This window comes from Pseudomonas sp. EA_5y_Pfl2_R50, from assembly GCF_963970475.1.
Classification (GTDB): Bacteria; Pseudomonadota; Gammaproteobacteria; order Pseudomonadales; family Pseudomonadaceae; genus Aquipseudomonas.
This window is the reverse complement of sequence record NZ_CAXAPT010000001.1, coordinates 501,590-518,932: the sequence shown is the minus strand read 5'-3', so window position 1 is coordinate 518,932 and position 17,343 is coordinate 501,590. Positions and strand designations below refer to the sequence as shown.

Below are 17,343 nucleotides of genomic sequence, written 5' to 3'. Positions count from 1 at the left end.
ACTCGCACACGTCCCGGCGGACTAAGGTTTCGGGCGTGCATGACGCCTGACTGACATGGACCGGACATGAACGCAAAAAGTCTTCAATTCAAATCCCTCACCATCCTGCTGTTTTTGGTGACGGTCGCCTTTATCTGGATTCTGTTGCCGTTCTACGGCGCGGTGTTCTGGGCGGTGATCCTCGGTATTCTGTTTACGCCGATGCAACGCAAGCTGCAGGCGAAATTCGGCTGGCAACGCAACCTGACGTCACTGTGTACGTTGAGTGTATGTCTGGTAATCGCGATTCTGCCGGTGATCATCGTCAGCGTGCTGTTAGTGCAGGAAGGGACGACGGTATACAAGAACATCGAGAGCGGCGAACTGGACATCGCGGCCTATCTGGCGCAGTTCAAACACAGTCTGCCGCCGTACTTTCAGCATCTGCTCGACCGTTTCGGCATGGGCGAACTGAATGCCCTGCGCGAGAAAATCGTCAAAGCGGCGATGCAGGGCAGCCAGGTGCTCGCCAGTCAGGCGTTCAGTTTTGGGCAGGGAACCTTCGAGTTCGTGGTGAGTTTTTTCATCATGCTGTACTTGCTGTTTTTCTTTCTGCGCGACGGTGCCGAACTGGCGCGCAAGGTGCGCGCGGCTGTACCGCTGGAGGAGAATCACAAGCGCCGCTTGCAATTGAAGTTCAACCGGGTGGTGCGCGCAACGGTGAAGGGCAATGTGCTGGTGGCCGTGACACAAGGTGCATTGGGCGGGGCGATTTTCTGGTTTCTCGACATCCCCAGCGCTTTGTTGTGGGCGGTGTTGATGGCATTTCTGTCGCTGTTGCCAGCGGTGGGCGCGGGGATTGTCTGGGCGCCGGTGGCGGTGTATTTCCTGCTCAGCGGGATGATCTGGCAGGGCATGGTACTGGGGTTGTTCGGGGTATTCGTGATCGGGCTGGTGGATAACGTGTTGCGCCCGATTCTGGTTGGCAAGGACACCAAAATGCCGGATTACATGATTCTGATCTCGACCCTCGGTGGCCTCGCGGTGTTCGGCCTCAACGGCTTTGTGATCGGGCCATTGATCGCCGCGCTGTTCATGTCGAGCTGGGCGTTGTTCGTCGAAACCAAGCCCAAGGTGCAATTGCCTTAAGCATGGAACGGCTGGCTGACGATCTTCTGCGACAACGCTTGTGCGGCGGGCAACGAGGTCAGCGGGCCGCTGATGGCTTCGCCGTCGCGCATCAGATACCAGCAGGCGAGCAGGCCTGATGCTCTGAGCGTCGCGGGAACGGCGCTGCCGATTACGGACATGATTTGAACCTGAGCCATGACGGGTACCTCCATCTATCAATGGAGCCACCTTAAAGATTCGCGGGTTTTACGGACAATCAACGCTTTCGATAGTGGTCATTGACGCCGTTGAGGGCTGGCTCAGTCGACCACTTGATCGAGCATATGCATGACTTCGCGCTCGTTGAGCAGACCTTTGTGCACAAGGTTTTCCGCCAGCAGCGAGAGAAACTTCGCGCAGCGATGGCCTTCCAGATGTTTGAGCTCGGTCAGGGCGCTGTACACCTTGCTGGAGGTGCACAGGCCGACGATGCGGTGCGGGTTTTGTGTTGGCATACAGTCGTCCTTGTTGTTATCAACCTGTTGTTTACGGACGGATTCAGATTGCGGTTCCGTCATGACAAATAGATGACCGTTTTATGGAAATGCCCACAACGGTCAATCAATCATGCCGACTTTAGCCGGTGAAACTGTCCTCACAGCGACCCTGGCGAGATTTTTTAAGACGCTGGCCGACCAACGGTCATAAAAAGCCCCGCTGTAAAAGCGGGGCTTTGCGTTTCGATTACCAGCGTGGGCCGCCATAGTAGCCATGAGGCCTGCCGTAGTATCCGCGCGGCGGGCCGTAATACACCGGGGCCGGCTGAACATATACCGGTTGTTGCACGTACACCGGCGCTGGCTGGTAGTAAACGGGGGGCGGTTGCTGCACGTAGACCGGTTGTTGCTGAACATACACCGGCTGTTGTTGCACATACACCGGTCGATTCTGATTGATCAGCGCCGAGCCGATGATGGCCGAGCCGACGATCGCGCCAAACACCGCAGGGCCTTGCCAGCCGTGGCCACCACCGGCTTCTGCCTGACCTGTGACCGCCAGTGAGCCAATCAACAAGGCCATAATGGGGAGTTTACGAATCATGATAATTCCTCGGTTCTTCGACCCGGCGGCAGGGCCTGCACCAGGCCCACAGTTGTCGCGGGGATACTTCTCAGACAGCGAAACTCTGAAAATCAGCACAGCCGTTGGGTAAATTTTGTGTAAGGTCTGTACCGGCTTCTTTACCGGGCCGTGCAAGGGCCACAAAACACCTTTAAGACCGGCCTCTATGATCGTTCAGAACCCGATGGGCTGGCTAATCCCGTCTATCCGAAAGTGCGTTTGAAGGAGAAGTTTCATGCAGATGAACCCGAACAAAGACACCCAACTGTGCATGTCCCTGTCCGGACGCCCGGGTAATTTCGGTCTGCGTTTTCATAACCATTTGTATGAACAACTGGGTCTGAATTTCTACTACAAGGCGTTCAGCAGCCAGGATCTCACCGGGGCTGTCGGTGGCATTCGTGCGCTGGGCATTCGTGGATGTGGCGTGTCGATGCCGTTCAAGGAGGCGTGCATTGCGCTGGTCGATGAGCTGGATGCGTCGGCGGCGGCGATCCAGTCGATCAACACCATCGTCAATACCAACGGCCATCTCAAGGCCTACAACACCGATTACATTGCCGTCGCGCAATTGCTCGAAACCCATGCGGTGCCGAAGGAAACGACCTTCGCCCTGCGCGGCAGCGGTGGCATGGGCAAAGCGGTGGCCAGTGCACTACGCGACGGCGGCTACCGGAATGGCTTGATCGTTGCGCGCAACGAGCGCGCCGGGCGTGCGCTGGCGCAGTCGCTGGGTTATCGCTGGCAGGCGGAACTGGGTGATGAGCGTCCGCAGATGTTGGTCAACGTCACCCCCGTGGGCATGGATGGCGGGCCGGAAGCCGGGCAACTGGCGTTTGAGGCTGAGGTGATTCAGGCGGCCGAGACCGTGTTTGATGTGGTGGCGATTCCGTCGGAGACGCCGCTGATCGTGCGTGGCCGGGCTGAAGGCAAGCGGGTGATCACCGGGCTTGAGGTGATTGCGATTCAGGCGCTTGAGCAGTTTGTGTTGTACACCGGGGTGCGACCGACCGAAGAGCAGTTTGCGGCGGCGGTGGCATTTGCCCGTAGCTGATTGAGTGCCTTGGTGGCTGGGCGTGCCTCTTCGCGAGCAGGCTCGCCCCACATTGGCATGCGGTCGCCTGTGGGAGCGCGAAGGCTGCGACGCGGTTTCATGCCGGGCATCAATGCCTATACTGCCTCCTTGGCAAGCCCAGACTTGCCCACCATAAAAACCGTGACCGAGGCCCTCATGCACCCACCCATTCTCAACCTGCATCTGGTCGAACTCGAACCCCTGCCCGAAGCCCTCGCCCCCGAAGGCGAAACCGCCGGACGCTATCAGCAGCGCATGGCGCGGGTCGGCCAGCAACTGGGCGCGCAGAAGCTCGGCTATCGCCTGTGCGCGCTGCCCCCAGGCATGCGCGGCAGTCCGTTTCACAGTCATCGGGTCAATGAAGAGATGTTCTACGTGGTGGCCGGGGAGGGTGAGGTGCGGCTTGGCGCCGAGCGTTTTCCGATCCGTGAGGGCGACGTGATCGCCTGTCCGCCGGGCGGGCCGGAGCAGGCGCATCAGATCATCAATACCAGCGCGGGCGAATTGCGTTATCTGGCGGTGAGCACCCAGCAGCAGCCGGAGATCTGTGAGTACCCGGACTCGAACAAATATGCGGTGATGGATCACTTCACGGTGGATGCCGAGGGCAATGCCTCAGGCTTTGTTGCGGTGGCGCGGCAGGCGGATGGTGTTGATTACTGGGATGGTGAATAACCCCTGTGGGAGCGAGCTTGCTCGCGAAGGCGGTGTGTCATTCATAAATGATGTGGCTGACACAACCTCTTCGCGAGCAGGCTCGCTCCCACCATAAAACAGGGATTATTCGAGTCGGGCCAGGCGTTCTTCCAGCGCGGCAATCCGCGCTTCCAGCTCTTCGATGCGTTCCACTGAAACACCGCCGCTAGAGCCGCGATCCTGCGGATTCTGCCGCGCCGCCAGGACAGCCTCGATGTCCGCCGGATCACCCAGCGCATGGGTGTAGCGATCTTCGCGCTGCCCGGCCTGACGCGGAATCAACACCGCCAACCCGCGCGCGATCAGGCGCTCGAGTTGATGCACCACCTGCTCGGCATCTTCGAAATCATGCATGCGACCGCTGCGGGTCAGCAGTTCGTTGACGGTTTGCGGGCCGCGCAGAAACATCAAGCCGCTCAGAATCACCTGCGCCGGGACCAGTTCCAGCGCCTTGTCGACCTTGTGCTCCCAGCGGTCGGCGCGACTGCCCATGACCAGTTTGGCAAAGCCGCGACCTTCGAGGGCACGCAGGCTCTGACCGACCTGACCCTGGGTCAGGTTCATCACCGGTTCGCGGCTGGTCTTCTGGTTACACGCCAGGACTAGCGCATTGAGGGTCAGCGGATACGTCTCCGGGCTGGTCGCCTGTTTCTCGATCAATGCGCCCAGAATGCGGATTTCCGTGGCGTTCAGCCGTGGTTCGTCGAAGGTGGATTCTTGATCGGTGTTCATCGCGCGTTCCCTTTGCAGTCGAAGGCGCCTAGCCTAATCCTTGCCAAACAAAAGGCAAGCCGTGTGGTCATCAAGCATGGCTATAATCGCCACCTTGTTCCACCCAGCCACCACACGAGACTGCCATGACCATTTCCCTGTACGCCGCATCCGTCCCGGTTTTTCAACAAATGCTCAACGCCTTGAGCGATGTCCTGAAAAAGGCTGAAGCCCACGCCACCGAAAAAAACATCGACCCGAACGCTTTCCTGCAGGCTCGTCTGTTTCCGGACATGTTCCCGCTGACCCGCCAGGTACAGATTGCCGTGGATTTCGCCAAAGGCGTTTCCTCGCGTCTGGCCGAAGTCGAAGTGCCGAAGTACGACGATACCGAAACCACTTTCGCCGAGCTGCAAGCCCTGATCGCCAAGGTTCTGGCTTACATCGGCGAGATCAAGCCAGAGCAGATCGATGGCAAGGAGGGCATCGAAATCGTGACTCGTCCGGGCACGCCGAAAGAGAAGCGCTTCAGCGGTCAGGCTTATCTGCTGACTTACGGCCTGCCGCAATTCTTCTTCCATGTCACCACCACTTACGCGCTGCTGCGCCATAACGGTGTTGAAGTGGGTAAACGCGATTACATGGGCGCGTTCTAAAACGTCAAAGCCCCTCACCCTAACTCTCTCCCAGAGGGAAAGGGGACTGATCGCGTTGTTGGTTCGAGGTACGCCGAGCTGATTTATCGAGTCGAACTCAGGTTTTGAACAGCACACCAATCAGCTCCCTTTCCCCCCTCGCCCCCCTTGGGGGAGAGGGTTGGGGTGAGGGGGGAAAGATCTCAGCCACAAAAAAGCCCGCCCGGGTTCACACCTCGGCGGGCTTTTCATTGCGGCGATGACTACGCGGTGCGTTGGGCTCTCGCCTCTTCGCCCAGGCACGCTGCGGCGGTAAAGAGCACGTCAGTCGACGAGTTCAGCGCGGTTTCCGCCGAGTCCTGCAACACGCCAATGATGAAACCGACCGCCACGACCTGCATGGCGATTTCGCTCGGAACGCCAAACAGGCTGCACGCCAGCGGAATCAGCAGCAGCGAACCACCGGCCACACCCGACGCACCGCAGGCGCAGATCGCTGCGACCACGCTGAGCAGGATCGCGGTCGGAATGTCCACGGTGATGCCTAGTGTGTGCACGGCAGCCAGAGCCAGCACGGTAATGGTGATCGCCGCGCCGGCCATGTTGATGGTCGCGCCCAGCGGGATCGACACCGAATAGGTGTCTTCGTGCAGGCCCAGACGTTTGCTCAATTCCAGATTGACCGGAATGTTCGCCGCCGAGCTGCGGGTGAAGAACGCGGTGATGCCGCTTTCACGCAGGCATTTGAGGGTCAACGGGTACGGGTTGCGACGCAGCTTCCAGAACACGATCAGCGGGTTCATCACCAGCGCCACGAAGAGCATGCAGCCCAGCAGCACGGCCAGCAGGTGCGCATAACCGATCAGTGCGCCAAAACCGGAGGTGGACAGTGTTGAAGCGACCAGGCCGAAAATACCCAGCGGTGCGAAGCGAATCACTACGCGAACGATGACGGTCACGCCATTGGACAGATCGCCCAGCACTTCGCGGGTGGTGTCGCCGGCATGGCGAATCGCAATGCCCATGCCGATGGCCCAGGCCAGAATACCGATGAAGTTGGCGTTCATCAGGGCGCTGACCGGGTTGTCCACCACGCTCAGCAGCAGGCTCTGCAGCACTTCAGCGATGCCGCCCGGCGCTGTCACGGCGACGTTTTCAGTCGCCAGCACCAGATTGGACGGGAACATCATGCTGGCCACAACGGCCACCACCGCCGCACTGAAGGTGCCGAGCAGGTACAGGAACAGAATCGGGCGGATATGGGTTTCCTGACCGTGCTTGTGGTTGGCAATCGATGCCATCACCAGGACGAATACCAGGATCGGCGCCACGGCTTTCAACGCCGACACGAAGACCTTGCCGATGAACGCCGTGGATTTGGCCAGTTCGGGCGCAATCAGGGCCAGCGCAATACCGGCGATCAGGCCGATCACGATCTGGGTGACCAGGCTCAGTTTGCCCAAACGTTGCAGTAGCGAAGGGGATGAAGCAGTCATAACGGCATCTCTGTTTTTATAGGGTGCGAGGTCTCGTGGGCAGGCACGAGCCGAAAGTCGAATCGACATCAGCGTCTTGAAAACGTCGCTGATCAGGGTGTACGTTTTTCAGGGCGCGGACTTTATCACAGCGTAGGCCTTATCCTTCAGGCATGTGACGATCTGCCACCGGATCAGGCAACAAAGTCGGCAGGTTTGAGCAAGTCAGACCGGACACACTCTGTTAAGATTGCGCATCCTTATTTTCAAGTTCTGCCAGCGGGCCTTCGGGTCATCGCTGGTGTCGTCGTTTTTCTGGAGTTGCGCATGCTGTTGCCCATTCTTCTGTTGTCTGCTGCCGGTTTCACGGTGCTGACTACGGAATTCGTCATCGTCGGCCTGTTGCCGGCGATTGCCCGAGACCTCGAAGTCACCATCCCGCAGGCCGGGTTGCTGGTGACTCTATTCGCTTTTACCGTGGCGATGTTCGGGCCTTTCTTGACCGCATATTTCGCCCGCTTCGAGCGGCGCAAACTGTTTATCAGCATCCTGATCATGTTTGGCCTGGCCAATACCGTCGCGGCGCTGGCACCGAATATCTGGGTGATGGCGTTTGCCCGATTGATCCCGGCGCTCGGTCTGCCGGTATTCTGGGCATTGGCCAGCGAAACGGCGGTGGACATCGTAGGCCCGGATTTCGCCGGTCGCGCCATCGCCAAGATCGGCTTCGGCATTGTCTGCGCTACGGTGTTCGGCATCCCGGTCGGCACGCTGATTTCCGATGCGTTCGGCTGGCGCAGTGCCTTTGGCATTCTGGCGGTGATCGCCTTTGCCAAGGCTTTGTTGCTGTTCGTTTACTTGCCGAAAACCAGCCTGCACCAGCATCAGGTCAGCCTCCGCTCGCAGTTCAAGATCCTGCGCAGCCCGTTGATGATCGGTCATATCGTCCTGTCGATTCTGGTGTTCAGCGGCATGTTTACCGCTTACACCTACCTGGCCGACATTCTTGAACGCCTCGCCGGTTTCAACGGCACTGTGGTCGGTTGGTGCTTGATGGGCTTCGGTGCGGTCGGGCTGATTGGCAACTCGTTGGGCGGCCGGGCAGTGGACCGGCATCCATTGGGGGCGTCCGTGTTGTTCTGCGCCTTCATGATTGCCGGTATGGTCTCGCTGGTGCCGAACATCCATTCGACGCTGGGCCTGGCAGTGGCGATGGGCATCTGGGGCGTGACCCAGGCTGCATTGTTCCTCGTCAGCCACGTGCGCCTGATGAAAGCCGCGCCAGAAGCGCCAGCGTTTGCCGCCTCGTTGAATATTGCCGGGGCGAATCTGGGGATCGGGCTGGGCGCCATCGTCGGTGGCCGGGTCATCGACAGTGCGGGGCTGGGCTTCCTCGGCTTTGCCGCTGCCGGGTTCATTCTGCTGTCGGTATTCCTCGCGATGGTGCTGATGACGTTGAAACCGCGTGAACTCTGCGCCCAAGTCTCATAACGCGGTAAACAGCTCGCGTCGGGCACCTTCGGTAATCGCAACGATGCCGGGGTGCTTGACCTTGCGCTCCACCGAAATGGCATAGAACGACTCCGTCACGGCGTCGGTCTGGCCAATCAGTTCGACGCCGTACTGGCGCTTCACCTCATCGGCAATCACGCTCGGGCCGATAAAAATTCCGCTACCCGATTGGCCGAACGCCTGCATCAAGGCACTGTCATCAAATTCGCCGACGATTTGCGGCTGAATCTGTTGCTCGGCGAACCAGCGCTGCAAGCGGCTGCGCACCACGGTTTCTGCCCCTGGAATCAGCAGTGGCGCGCCGTGCAGGCTGCGCGGGAAATCCTGCCCGTAGCGTGCCGCCAGTTCGGCGGTGGCGAAAAAACTGATGCCGCATTCACCGAGTTTCTGGCTATAGCCTTTGATGTCCAGGTGCGAGGGCATCGGGCTGTCGGAAATCACCAGATCCAGACGCTGAATCGCCAGATCCGCCAGCAAGCGCTCCAGTTTGTCTTCACGGCAGGTAATGCGCAGCGGCTCGTTCAGTTCCATGGTCGGTGCGATCAAGCGATAAACGATGGATTTCGGCACCACATCCGCCACGCCAACGCGGAACAGAATCTGCTGTTCATTGGGTTGGGCGCGCAGCATCAGTTCCAGTTCGCCGCCGAGCTGGAACATTTGCTCGGCGTAGGGCAGGGCCTGTCTGCCGGCTTCGGTGAGCTCAAGTTGCCGGCCCACGCGTCTGAACAACTCGATGCCGTAGGTGTGTTCGAGCAGAGAAATCTGCCCGCTGATGGTCTGTGGCGTCAGATTCAGCTGCTCGCAGGCGCGCACGATGCTGCCGGTCTTGGCCACCACCCAGAAGTAGTGCAGTTGTCGGTAGTTGAGCATGGCGATCTTCACTTCGTAAAAATCGAAGTATAGCCGCTAAAAATACGAATTTTCCTGAAGTGTTTGCCTCCCTAGAATGCCCATCCATCGACGGTCGGTCTGTGACCCTGTCTGTTCATTCGAAGGAAGTCTCATGAAATACACAATGCCTGCTTTGATGTTTACGTCTTTACTGCTTCTGGCCGGTTGCGATCAGGCCGAGAAAAGCGCTCAGCAGTTGATGGGCAAGGCCGCCGAAAGCGCCAAGCAAGCGATTGACGATACCCACAAGGCCGCCGAGCAAGCGCTTAGCGATGCCACTGGCGGGTTGATCGAGAAAAAGGAAACCCCGGAAAAAGATTCGCAAACATCCGAATCTTCCTCCAAGACTATCTAAACCGCCTTACACAGAGTCAGGACTGACCCATGGAATATCTGTTAGAACTCGCCGCCAGCCCAGCCGCCTGGATTGCCTTGGCCACGCTGGTGGTGATGGAGATCGTGCTCGGCATCGATAACCTGATCTTTATCTCGATCCTGACCAACAAACTGCCCGTGCAGCATCGGCAGAAGGCGCGCCGCATCGGTATCGGCATGGCGCTGATTCTGCGTCTGGCGCTGTTGAGTACCATCGCGTTCATCGTGCAGTTGACCGAGCCGGTGTTTGAAGTTCTTGGCCAGGCGTTCTCCTGGAAGGACATGATCCTGATTGCCGGTGGCCTGTTCCTGGTATGGAAAGCCACGACCGAGATTCATCACAGCATGGACCCGGCGCCGGACGATCCGAAGACGGCGACCTCGACCGTGACGCTTGGTTTTGCCGCCGCTATCGGCCAGATCCTGATGCTCGACATGGTGTTCTCGATTGACAGCATCATTACCGCTGTCGGCATGACCGAGCATTTGCCGATCATGGTCATCGCGGTAGTCGTTTCGGTACTGGTGATGCTGTTTGCGGCTGAACCGCTGGCCAAGTTCATCAACGACAACCCGACCGTGGTGATGCTGGCTCTGGGCTTCCTGATCATGATCGGTATGACCCTGATCGCCGAAGGCTTCGGCGCCCACGTACCGAAAGGTTATGTGTATGCCGCGATGGCTTTCTCGGCCGCGATTGAGGTGTTGAACATGATGTCCCGTCGTTCGAAGCAGAAGAAACTGGCTGCCCAGGCGTAACGGCCGATAAACGAAAAGGCCCCCTGAACTCATCGAGTCCAGGGGGCCTTTTTGTTTTCTGCGGGTCAGTGCGCAGTTGCGTGACGCACGCGGTGCTTCGCGGTTTTTTCCAGCGGTGCAGGCTGGACAGGGTGGTGATGGTGGCGTCGGGAAATGCGCAATACGCCCCACAGCATGGCAGTGGCCACAGCCAGCCAGCCGGCGATCAACATTACGATAGTCATGGTCAGGCTCATCAATGCCTCCTCTTTGCCCTGCGTCGGGCGCCCACTTTTTTCGTTTCGTTCTTTTCCACTGACAGTCTAGTCAATGAGGTGTTTCAGACTATTGACCAAAGGTCGCTGATGACCAATCAGTTTGCTCTATGCAATCAATCTGTCTGCCGCTTAAAGCTATACCGCGAGCTTCAGCAGCCCTATGATCGGCGACGTTGCCGGAACACGATGACCGGCGTCTGAACAGAGAGTGACGATGGTCCAGGTATTTTCTCGAATGCGTGCAGCGTTGTTGGCCGCCGGGTGTGCATTGGCGTTGGCCGGGTGTGCAGGCAGTGTCGCGCCAGAACTCAAGCGTCTGCCCGAGCGGGTCGAGCTGAGCGGCACGTTCTACCGTGGTCAGGCTAATCAGAGCGGCCCGCAGGTGCTCGCCAGCCTGTTGTCGCAGCAGGGCATCGTGATCACGCCGGGGTTGCTGGAAAAGCCGCTGCACCTGCCGGGTGCCGAGGATAAATTGCAGCAGAACATGCAAAGCCTTGCTCGCGAGTACGGCATGGTGGTCTATCCGCTCGACAGCAACCTGCCGGCGCTGTTGACGCAAGTCGCCGCGGGCTATCCGGTGATGGTGCGCTTCAGCGAAGGCTCGGCATTCTGGGCCGAACCGCGTTACGCGATTTTGTCGGGTTACGACCGCAACAAACAGAAGGTGCTATTGCGCGCGGGGATGAATCGCCGCGAGTTGATGAGCTTCAGCGCCTTTGAATCGGCGCTGGAAAAATCCGGTGGCTGGGCAATCCTGATCCAGAAACCGAACCAGATCCCGGCTGCCGTCGACCGCCAGCGCTGGCTGAAGGCCGCTGATGAGTTGGCCCAGGCGGGTCAGGAAAACGAAGCCGCGCGGGCGAGAAAGGCTTTGGCTGCACATTGAGTGTCCGTTCGTCATTTGCCGGGCACAACGACGCCTGGCACGCCTCTTAAGGATATAGCCCGTTTCTCGGGCCACACAGGAGGCGAACATGGCAGATCCCCAAAATCCAGACGGCCCGCATTCCACTGAGCATTCCTCCGGCAATGACCTGGGCTTCGACCCGGACTCTCCGGACGTCTCCGATCCGCAAGTTGATCCCATCGGCCCCGCAAAGGCGCCAAAGGATGTGGAGCCGGGTGACGACGACAGGAAACCGGCCAAACCCTACGATCCGTTAGCCGATCTGAAACCTTGACGGGAGGTGCGTATGAGTACCGATTCGAGCTTCGATGACCAAAAGCCCGACAGCGTGCCAACCACGCCGGAGCCGGACATTGATCCGGTGCTGAACCCGGACAGCCCGCTGCGCGACCCGATGGCGAGACCTGCTGTGCTGACCCCGGAACCTTCGCGAGACCCGAGTGCGGGGGATGGGATTCCGGATGATGATCAGATGCCGTTGCCCAATGATTGAGTGTTCATTGGCGTAACAGTCGAGGGCCATGTGGGGAGGTGATGCATCCCTTCGCCACAGTGGGGCAGGTCTGAAAGGGCCTGTTACTCCCTACTTCGAAGCCTCAACCACGCCACTCTGGCGCGACTTGAGGTTTTTTTCCGCCTTATATTGCTGCGCTACCGCAGGCACGCTGGCACTCTTGCCGGTTTCGACCCAGCTGCGAATACGGCTGGCATCGGCAAAATGGGTGTATTTGCCGAACGCGTCGAGAATCACCAGGGCGACCGGGCGATTGCCCATCTTCGTCACCAACACCAGGCAGTGGCCCGCCGGATTGGTGAAGCCGGTTTTGGTGATCTTGATGTCCCAGTTGGCCTTGTTGACCAAATGATCGGTGTTACGGAAACCCAGGGTGTAATTGGGCTTGCGGAACGCCACGGTCTTTTCCTTGGTGGTGGAGAGCTCGCTGAGAATCGGATGCTTGCTCGCGGCCACCAGCAACTTGCTCAGGTCGCGCGCCGTGGAAACGTTGCGCTCGGACAAGCCTGTCGGCTCAACGAAGTGGGTGTTGGTCATGCCCAAGGCCTTGGCCTTGGCGTTCATCGCCGCGATAAAGGCTGCGTAGCCACCCGGATAGTGATGCGCGAGACTGGCCGCCGCGCGGTTTTCCGAGGACATCAGAGCGATCAGCAGCATCTCGCGACGCGGCAGTTCGCTTTTCAGTTTGACCCGGGAGAACACACCCTTCATTTCCGGGGTGCTGCTGATATCGACATTGATCCATTCGTCCATGTTTTGCCGGGCTTCAACCACTACCAGGCCAGTCATCAGTTTGCTGACGGAAGCGATCGGCACGATCACGTCAGGGTTACTGGAATAGATGACTTTGTTGGTCTGCATATCCATGAGCAGGGCGCTGCCGGAGGCGATCTTCAGGGACGAAGCGTCGCGGGGAGCAGCTGTGGTTTCCGCAGCGTTGATCGTTGGCGTGATGAATGTGCCTGAAAAAGCAAAAAACAGGCTCAGAATCGAAAGACGAATTTTCACGCGGGCGAACTCATAAAGGTTGGATATTCCGTTAGTTTGTAACGGGTTATTTCTTAAAGCGTCGCATTCTAGAAGTATGGCTGAAGATCTGTCGATGGTTGTTTGAGCGACCTGAAAATCTCGTGAAAAGGCCTGTAAAAAGAGGGGTTTCCGGCGAACGGTTACAGTTTTTTCTCAGGCATGAAAAAACCCGCACGAGGCGGGTTCCGTCATGGCTGAAAACGCGACTCAGGCGTGCAGGGTTTCTGCGGCGTAGAGGGTGTTTTCGAGCAGGCAGGCGCGGGTCATCGGACCAACGCCGCCCGGTACTGGAGTAATCCAGCCAGCGCGTGGCAGGGCGGTTTCGTACACGACATCACCGACCAGCTTGCCGTCATCCTGACGGTTGATGCCAACGTCGACCACAATCGCGCCTTCCTTGATCCATTCGCCCTTGACCAGGCCCGGCTTGCCGGCGGCCACGACCACCAGATCGGCACGACCGACATGCCCGGCCAGATCCTTGGTGAAGCGGTGGGTCACGGTCACGGTGCAACCGGCCAACAGCAGTTCCATCGCCATCGGGCGACCGACGATGTTGGAAGCGCCGACAACCACTGCGTCCAGGCCATAAAGATCAACGCCGGTGCTTTCCAGCAGCGTCATGATGCCTTTGGGCGTGCACGGGCGTAGCAGCGGAATGCGCTGGGCCAAACGACCGACGTTATAAGGATGGAAACCATCGACGTCTTTGTCCGGGCGGATGCGCTCGAGCAGTTTCGACGCGTCGAGGTGCTCCGGCAGCGGGAGCTGCAGCAGGACGCCGTCGATCGCAGGGTCGTCGTTGAGGCGATCAATCAGATCGGTCAGGGCTTCTTGCGTTGTTTCAGAGGGCAGGTCGTAGGCTTGAGAGAGGAAACCAACCTCTTCACAGTCTTTACGCTTGTGCGAGACATAAACCTGAGAGGCAGGATCGCTGCCGACCAGGATCACCGCGAGGCCGGGAGTGCGCAGGCCTTGCTGGCGACGCTCGGCAACTCGTTTGGCGATCTGCTGGCGCAGGCTGGCGGCGATCGATTTGCCGTCGATTAGTTGTGCAGTCATTGCGCGTGATTAACCATCGAGAGGGGAAAAAATGAGAACGCATTCTCGCATGTCAGACGGTGAGGGCAAAGGCGCTTGGTCAGCAAATTCCCCTAACTCCTTTAATTAAATGAATTTTTTTCAAAAAGGATTTGACGACCTTGGGAGCGCTCTATACTATTCGTCGCACTTGTCGGGCACAGCCTAGCACTGGTTAAGAAGGCGAAGCGGAATTAAGGTTCTGTTACGCTGGAAAGCACTTAGTTTGTAGTCCTTTAAGAGTACAGATTAACAAGGCGCCCGTAGCTCAGCTGGATAGAGCATCCGCCTTCTAAGCGGATGGTCGCAGGTTCGAGTCCTGCCGGGTGCGCCATTAGGCAGCTTTGGCACAAGTAGCGCGATATGGTGGGCGTAGCTCAGTTGGTAGAGCACGGGATTGTGACTCCCGTTGTCGTGGGTTCGATCCCCATCGTCCACCCCATATTTCGAAAGGCGCCAGATGTAACAGTCTGGCGCCTTTGCTTTAAAAAGCTTCATCCGCGGATGTGGTGGAATTGGTAGACACACTGGATTTAGGTTCCAGCGCCGCAAGGCGTAAGAGTTCGAGTCTCTTCATCCGCACCAAACAAGCTTCATTCATGCCTGTGGTGTGTTTGGGGTTTCAACAAAGAAGTTGATTGGCTTTTTTGTTACGCAATATGGTGGGCGTAGCTCAGTTGGTAGAGCACGGGATTGTGACTCCCGTTGTCGTGGGTTCGATCCCCATCGTCCACCCCATATTTCGAAAGGCGCCAGATTTAACAGTCTGGCGCCTTTTTTGTTTTTAGCGGTTTGAAATCCGGCGCTTGCCGATTTCGCGCTGCAGGGCAGTGCGCTTCGTCGAATTAATGTTGCTCGATGATGCTGCGCTGCCTGCCGTACTTGTTCGCAAGAATGGCTGTCAGGGAGTGATTGGCAGTTCCTTCTATATATAGGAGCGGCTGGCGCAGAGCCCTGGCGTGAATGGGTTGTAATCGTCCGTGGGGTGCGCTGCATTCGTGCATCGATCCCGTTAAATTGCCCGCTGTTTTTTTACCCGTTTCCAGTAGGGTGACTTCTTGAGTTTGACCCACTAGAATGCATGCCCTTGATTCTGGGGTCGGAAACGGCCGGCTAACGTCTGTGCAACGAGGAATATCCATGCAAGTTTCTGTTGAAAATACTACTGCTCTCGAGCGCCGCATGAGCGTCACCGTGCCGGCTGAGCGCATCGAGACTCAGGTCAACAAGCGTCTGCAGCAGACTGCCCAAAAGGCCAAGATTGCTGGCTTCCGTCCAGGCAAAGTGCCAATGAGCGAAATCAAGCGCCGTTTCGGTGCCGATGCTCGTCAGGAAGCTGTAGGCGACGTAATCCAGTCCTCCTTCTACGAAGCCGTGGTTGAGCAGAAGCTGAACCCTGCCGGTTCGCCTTCGATCGAGCCAAAGTCGCTCGAAGCTGGCAAGGATCTGGAATACGTTGCTGTCTTCGAAGTGTTCCCTGAGTTCACCGTTGCCGGTTTCGACGGCATCACCGTTGAGCGTCTGAGCGCTGAAGTGGCTGACGCTGATCTGGACAAGATGCTCGACATCCTGCGCAAGCAGAACACCCGTTTTGAAGTGGCTGACCGTGCTGCCCAGAACGAAGACCAACTGAACATCGATTTCGTTGGCAAGGTTGACGGCGAAGTTTTCGCTGGCGGCTCCGCCAAAGGTACTCAGCTGGTGCTGGGTTCCGGTCGCATGATTCCTGGCTTTGAAGAAGGCCTGGTGGGTGCTAAAGCCGGCGAAGAGCGCGTTCTGAACCTGACCTTCCCAGAGGACTATCAGAACCTGGATCTGGCTGGCAAGACCGCCGAGTTCACCGTGACCGTCAACACCGTTTCCGAGCCAAAACTGCCTGAGCTGAACGAAGAGTTCTTCGCCCAGTTCGGCATCAAGGAAAGCGGCATCGACGGCTTCCGCACCGAAGTTCGCAAGAACATGGAGCGTGAACTGCGTCAGGCAATCAAATCCAAGGTCAAGAATCAGGTAATGGATGGTCTGCTGGCCACCAACCCGATTGAAGTGCCCAAGGCTCTGCTGTCCAACGAAGTTGACCGTCTGCGCGTGCAAGCAGTTCAGCAGTTCGGCGGCAACATCAAGCCTGATCAACTGCCGGCCGAGCTGTTCGAAGAGCAAGCCAAGCGCCGCGTCGTGCTGGGCCTGATCGTTGCTGAAGTGGTCAAGCAATTCGATCTGAAGCCTGACGAAGCCCGCGTTCGCGAGATGATTCAGGAAATGGCTTCGGCTTATCAGGAGCCTGAGCAGGTTGTGTCGTGGTACTACAAGAACGAGCAGCAACTGAACGAAGTCCGTTCGGTTGTGCTGGAAGAACAAGTTGTGGATACTGTTCTGCAGAAAGCTAGTGTGACCGACAAATCGGTCTCTTACGAAGAAGCGGTCAAGCCGGTAGAAGCTCCAACAGCCGACTGATTGATTTTGCGTTAGAAGTGCACACCATAAGCCAGCTCTCGAGCTGGCTTATGCGTATTCAAGACATAACTATTTGGGAGCGACTGCAGAGCATGTTCCGTAATTCTTATATTCAGCAGAACTCTGATATCCAGGCCGCAGGCGGCCTGGTCCCGATGGTTGTCGAGCAGTCCGCTCGTGGCGAACGCGCCTACGACATCTACTCGCGCCTGCTCAAGGAGCGAGTGATCTTTCTGGTTGGTCCGGTAGAGGACTACATGGCCAACCTGATCTGTGCGCAACTGCTGTTCCTTGAAGCGGAAAACCCGGACAAGGACATCCATCTGTATATCAACTCTCCGGGCGGTTCGGTGACGGCGGGCATGTCGATCTACGACACCATGCAGTTCATCAAGCCCAACGTGTCGACCACTTGCATCGGTCAGGCGTGCAGCATGGGTGCATTCCTGCTCACCGCAGGTGCTCCGGGCAAGCGTTTCTGCCTGCCGAATTCGCGTGTGATGATTCACCAGCCACTGGGCGGTTTCCAGGGCCAGGCTTCGGATATCGAAATCCATGCCAAGGAAATCCTCTTCATCCGCGAGCGTCTGAACATGCTGATGGCCAAGCACAGCGGTCGCACTCTGGAAGAAATCGAGCGCGATACCAATCGCGACAACTTCATGAGTGCAGAAGCTGCGAAGGAATATGGCCTGATCGACGAAGTGATCAACCAGCGTCCAGCTTAAAAATAAGCAGCTCAAAATAGGCCTGGTCGGCTGG

At 58.0% G+C, this 17,343-nt stretch carries 21 protein-coding genes and 4 tRNA genes; 16 read left to right on the top strand and 9 right to left on the bottom strand.

All coding sequences use genetic code 11. From position 1 onward, the window contains the following. Window positions 1-66 precede the first annotated feature (66 nt). Window positions 67-1,128, top strand: a complete 1,062-nt coding sequence (locus AACY19_RS02310; protein WP_339447518.1) for an AI-2E family transporter — start codon at window positions 67-69, stop codon at window positions 1,126-1,128. Here AACY19_RS02310 and AACY19_RS02305 read toward each other — a convergent pair. The 3 genes from AACY19_RS02305 to AACY19_RS02295 form a co-directional block, all read right to left on the bottom strand. After that, window positions 1,125-1,307 (bottom strand): hypothetical protein, encoded by a 183-nt coding sequence (locus AACY19_RS02305; protein WP_339447516.1) that lies wholly within the window; start codon window positions 1,305-1,307, stop codon window positions 1,125-1,127. The two genes, AACY19_RS02310 and AACY19_RS02305, sit on opposite strands and share 4 nt — an antisense overlap. A gap of 102 nt (window positions 1,308-1,409) precedes the next feature. After that, a complete protein-coding gene (locus AACY19_RS02300) occupies window positions 1,410-1,604 on the bottom strand; it encodes a hypothetical protein (protein WP_016984641.1) in 195 nt (64 codons plus the stop codon). Window positions 1,605-1,833: 229 nt separating this feature from the next. Beyond that, entirely contained in the window at window positions 1,834-2,190 is a 357-nt protein-coding gene (locus tag AACY19_RS02295; protein WP_339447514.1) for a hypothetical protein, read from the bottom strand. Window positions 2,191-2,446: 256 nt separating this feature from the next. Between AACY19_RS02295 and AACY19_RS02290 the strand changes: the two genes are divergently transcribed. Both AACY19_RS02290 and AACY19_RS02285 read left to right on the top strand, forming a co-directional pair. Further along, window positions 2,447-3,265: a shikimate 5-dehydrogenase gene (locus tag AACY19_RS02290; RefSeq protein WP_339447512.1), complete on the top strand. Its 819-nt coding sequence runs from the start codon at window positions 2,447-2,449 to the stop codon at window positions 3,263-3,265. A gap of 177 nt (window positions 3,266-3,442) precedes the next feature. After that, window positions 3,443-3,961 (top strand): cupin domain-containing protein, encoded by a 519-nt coding sequence (locus tag AACY19_RS02285; RefSeq protein WP_339447510.1) that lies wholly within the window; start codon window positions 3,443-3,445, stop codon window positions 3,959-3,961. Window positions 3,962-4,066: 105 nt separating this feature from the next. On the opposite strand, the gene AACY19_RS02280 is transcribed toward AACY19_RS02285, so the two are convergent. Further along, window positions 4,067-4,714, bottom strand: coding sequence for a YceH family protein (locus AACY19_RS02280; protein WP_339447508.1), 648 nt, complete (start codon window positions 4,712-4,714; stop codon window positions 4,067-4,069). Between the two features lie 125 nt (window positions 4,715-4,839). On the opposite strand from AACY19_RS02280, the gene AACY19_RS02275 reads away from it, so the two are divergent. Next, window positions 4,840-5,349 (top strand): DUF1993 domain-containing protein, encoded by a 510-nt coding sequence (locus AACY19_RS02275; protein WP_007917351.1) that lies wholly within the window; start codon window positions 4,840-4,842, stop codon window positions 5,347-5,349. A 242-nt stretch (window positions 5,350-5,591) separates the two neighbouring features. Here the strand turns inward: AACY19_RS02275 and sstT are convergent, their stop codons facing one another. Then, window positions 5,592-6,824 (bottom strand): serine/threonine transporter SstT, encoded by a 1,233-nt coding sequence (gene sstT / locus AACY19_RS02270; RefSeq protein ID WP_339447504.1) that lies wholly within the window; start codon window positions 6,822-6,824, stop codon window positions 5,592-5,594. Between the two features lie 306 nt (window positions 6,825-7,130). On the opposite strand from sstT, the gene AACY19_RS02265 reads away from it, so the two are divergent. Further along, complete coding sequence (locus tag AACY19_RS02265) at window positions 7,131-8,294, top strand: MFS transporter (protein WP_339447502.1); 1,164 nt, start codon at window positions 7,131-7,133, stop codon at window positions 8,292-8,294. Here the strand turns inward: AACY19_RS02265 and nhaR are convergent. Continuing rightward, entirely contained in the window at window positions 8,289-9,188 is a 900-nt protein-coding gene (gene nhaR / locus AACY19_RS02260; RefSeq protein ID WP_339447500.1) for a transcriptional activator NhaR, read from the bottom strand. The two genes, AACY19_RS02265 and nhaR, sit on opposite strands and share 6 nt — an antisense overlap. Before the next feature lie 133 nt (window positions 9,189-9,321). On the opposite strand from nhaR, the gene AACY19_RS02255 reads away from it, so the two are divergent. Further along, window positions 9,322-9,564: a hypothetical protein gene (locus AACY19_RS02255; protein WP_339447498.1), complete on the top strand. Its 243-nt coding sequence runs from the start codon at window positions 9,322-9,324 to the stop codon at window positions 9,562-9,564. Between the two features lie 29 nt (window positions 9,565-9,593). Next, the gene (locus AACY19_RS02250) at window positions 9,594-10,343 is read left to right on the top strand and encodes a TerC family protein (protein ID WP_339447496.1); all 750 of its coding nucleotides are present in this window, start codon (window positions 9,594-9,596) and stop codon (window positions 10,341-10,343) included. A 65-nt stretch (window positions 10,344-10,408) separates the two neighbouring features. Here the strand turns inward: AACY19_RS02250 and AACY19_RS02245 are convergent, their stop codons facing one another. Beyond that, entirely contained in the window at window positions 10,409-10,567 is a 159-nt protein-coding gene (locus tag AACY19_RS02245; RefSeq protein WP_339447890.1) for a hypothetical protein, read from the bottom strand. A gap of 247 nt (window positions 10,568-10,814) precedes the next feature. Between AACY19_RS02245 and AACY19_RS02240 the strand changes: the two genes are divergently transcribed. The 3 genes from AACY19_RS02240 to AACY19_RS02230 all read left to right on the top strand — a co-directional run bounded on the left by AACY19_RS02240 (window position 10,815) and on the right by AACY19_RS02230 (window position 12,000). After that, window positions 10,815-11,486, top strand: coding sequence for a peptidase C39 family protein (locus AACY19_RS02240; protein WP_339447494.1), 672 nt, complete (start codon window positions 10,815-10,817; stop codon window positions 11,484-11,486). Window positions 11,487-11,574: 88 nt separating this feature from the next. Further along, a complete protein-coding gene (locus tag AACY19_RS02235; protein ID WP_339447492.1) occupies window positions 11,575-11,781 on the top strand; it encodes a DUF6021 family protein in 207 nt (68 codons plus the stop codon). A gap of 12 nt (window positions 11,782-11,793) precedes the next feature. Then, entirely contained in the window at window positions 11,794-12,000 is a 207-nt protein-coding gene (locus tag AACY19_RS02230; protein ID WP_339447490.1) for a hypothetical protein, read from the top strand. Between the two features lie 90 nt (window positions 12,001-12,090). On the opposite strand, the gene pbpG is transcribed toward AACY19_RS02230, so the two are convergent. Continuing rightward, complete coding sequence (pbpG, locus tag AACY19_RS02225) at window positions 12,091-13,029, bottom strand: D-alanyl-D-alanine endopeptidase (RefSeq protein ID WP_339447488.1); 939 nt, start codon at window positions 13,027-13,029, stop codon at window positions 12,091-12,093. A 228-nt stretch (window positions 13,030-13,257) separates the two neighbouring features. Further along, entirely contained in the window at window positions 13,258-14,112 is an 855-nt protein-coding gene (gene folD, locus AACY19_RS02220) for a bifunctional methylenetetrahydrofolate dehydrogenase/methenyltetrahydrofolate cyclohydrolase FolD (RefSeq protein ID WP_339447486.1), read from the bottom strand. Between the two features lie 275 nt (window positions 14,113-14,387). Between folD and AACY19_RS02215 the strand changes: the two genes are divergently transcribed. The 6 genes from AACY19_RS02215 (at window position 14,388) to clpP (ending at window position 17,309) form a co-directional block, all read left to right on the top strand. Further along, window positions 14,388-14,464 (top strand) — tRNA-Arg (locus AACY19_RS02215). Between the two features lie 32 nt (window positions 14,465-14,496). After that, a tRNA-His gene (locus tag AACY19_RS02210) sits at window positions 14,497-14,572 on the top strand. Between the two features lie 58 nt (window positions 14,573-14,630). After that, a tRNA-Leu gene (locus tag AACY19_RS02205) sits at window positions 14,631-14,715 on the top strand. Window positions 14,716-14,792: 77 nt separating this feature from the next. Continuing rightward, window positions 14,793-14,868 (top strand) — tRNA-His (locus AACY19_RS02200). Between the two features lie 402 nt (window positions 14,869-15,270). Beyond that, window positions 15,271-16,581 (top strand): trigger factor, encoded by a 1,311-nt coding sequence (tig, locus tag AACY19_RS02195; RefSeq protein ID WP_339447484.1) that lies wholly within the window; start codon window positions 15,271-15,273, stop codon window positions 16,579-16,581. Window positions 16,582-16,673: 92 nt separating this feature from the next. Beyond that, window positions 16,674-17,309 carry an ATP-dependent Clp endopeptidase proteolytic subunit ClpP gene (gene clpP / locus AACY19_RS02190; protein ID WP_016775336.1) on the top strand — a complete coding sequence of 212 codons (636 nt, stop codon included), beginning with the start codon at window positions 16,674-16,676 and terminating at the stop codon, window positions 17,307-17,309. Window positions 17,310-17,343 lie beyond the last annotated feature (34 nt).

Excerpts from the sequence above, each read along its gene's own strand:
- nhaR (WP_339447500.1), bottom strand. The coding sequence starts at position 9,188 with ATGCTCAACTACCGACAACTGCACTACTTCTGGGTGGTGGCCAAGACC.
- AACY19_RS02245 (WP_339447890.1), bottom strand. The coding sequence starts at position 10,567 with ATGACTATCGTAATGTTGATCGCCGGCTGGCTGGCTGTGGCCACTGCC.
- AACY19_RS02275 (WP_007917351.1), top strand. The coding sequence starts at position 4,840 with ATGACCATTTCCCTGTACGCCGCATCCGTCCCGGTTTTTCAACAAATG.
- AACY19_RS02285 (WP_339447510.1), top strand. The coding sequence starts at position 3,443 with ATGCACCCACCCATTCTCAACCTGCATCTGGTCGAACTCGAACCCCTG.
- tig (WP_339447484.1), top strand. The coding sequence starts at position 15,271 with ATGCAAGTTTCTGTTGAAAATACTACTGCTCTCGAGCGCCGCATGAGC.
- AACY19_RS02290 (WP_339447512.1), top strand. The coding sequence starts at position 2,447 with ATGCAGATGAACCCGAACAAAGACACCCAACTGTGCATGTCCCTGTCC.
- AACY19_RS02265 (WP_339447502.1), top strand. The coding sequence starts at position 7,131 with ATGCTGTTGCCCATTCTTCTGTTGTCTGCTGCCGGTTTCACGGTGCTG.
- AACY19_RS02295 (WP_339447514.1), bottom strand. The coding sequence starts at position 2,190 with ATGATTCGTAAACTCCCCATTATGGCCTTGTTGATTGGCTCACTGGCG.
- folD (WP_339447486.1), bottom strand. The coding sequence starts at position 14,112 with ATGACTGCACAACTAATCGACGGCAAATCGATCGCCGCCAGCCTGCGC.
- clpP (WP_016775336.1), top strand. The coding sequence starts at position 16,674 with ATGTTCCGTAATTCTTATATTCAGCAGAACTCTGATATCCAGGCCGCA.
- AACY19_RS02250 (WP_339447496.1), top strand. The coding sequence starts at position 9,594 with ATGGAATATCTGTTAGAACTCGCCGCCAGCCCAGCCGCCTGGATTGCC.
- AACY19_RS02235 (WP_339447492.1), top strand. The coding sequence starts at position 11,575 with ATGGCAGATCCCCAAAATCCAGACGGCCCGCATTCCACTGAGCATTCC.
- AACY19_RS02240 (WP_339447494.1), top strand. The coding sequence starts at position 10,815 with ATGGTCCAGGTATTTTCTCGAATGCGTGCAGCGTTGTTGGCCGCCGGG.
- AACY19_RS02280 (WP_339447508.1), bottom strand. The coding sequence starts at position 4,714 with ATGAACACCGATCAAGAATCCACCTTCGACGAACCACGGCTGAACGCC.
- sstT (WP_339447504.1), bottom strand. The coding sequence starts at position 6,824 with ATGACTGCTTCATCCCCTTCGCTACTGCAACGTTTGGGCAAACTGAGC.
- AACY19_RS02255 (WP_339447498.1), top strand. The coding sequence starts at position 9,322 with ATGAAATACACAATGCCTGCTTTGATGTTTACGTCTTTACTGCTTCTG.
- AACY19_RS02310 (WP_339447518.1), top strand. The coding sequence starts at position 67 with ATGAACGCAAAAAGTCTTCAATTCAAATCCCTCACCATCCTGCTGTTT.
- AACY19_RS02305 (WP_339447516.1), bottom strand. The coding sequence starts at position 1,307 with ATGGCTCAGGTTCAAATCATGTCCGTAATCGGCAGCGCCGTTCCCGCG.
- AACY19_RS02230 (WP_339447490.1), top strand. The coding sequence starts at position 11,794 with ATGAGTACCGATTCGAGCTTCGATGACCAAAAGCCCGACAGCGTGCCA.
- AACY19_RS02300 (WP_016984641.1), bottom strand. The coding sequence starts at position 1,604 with ATGCCAACACAAAACCCGCACCGCATCGTCGGCCTGTGCACCTCCAGC.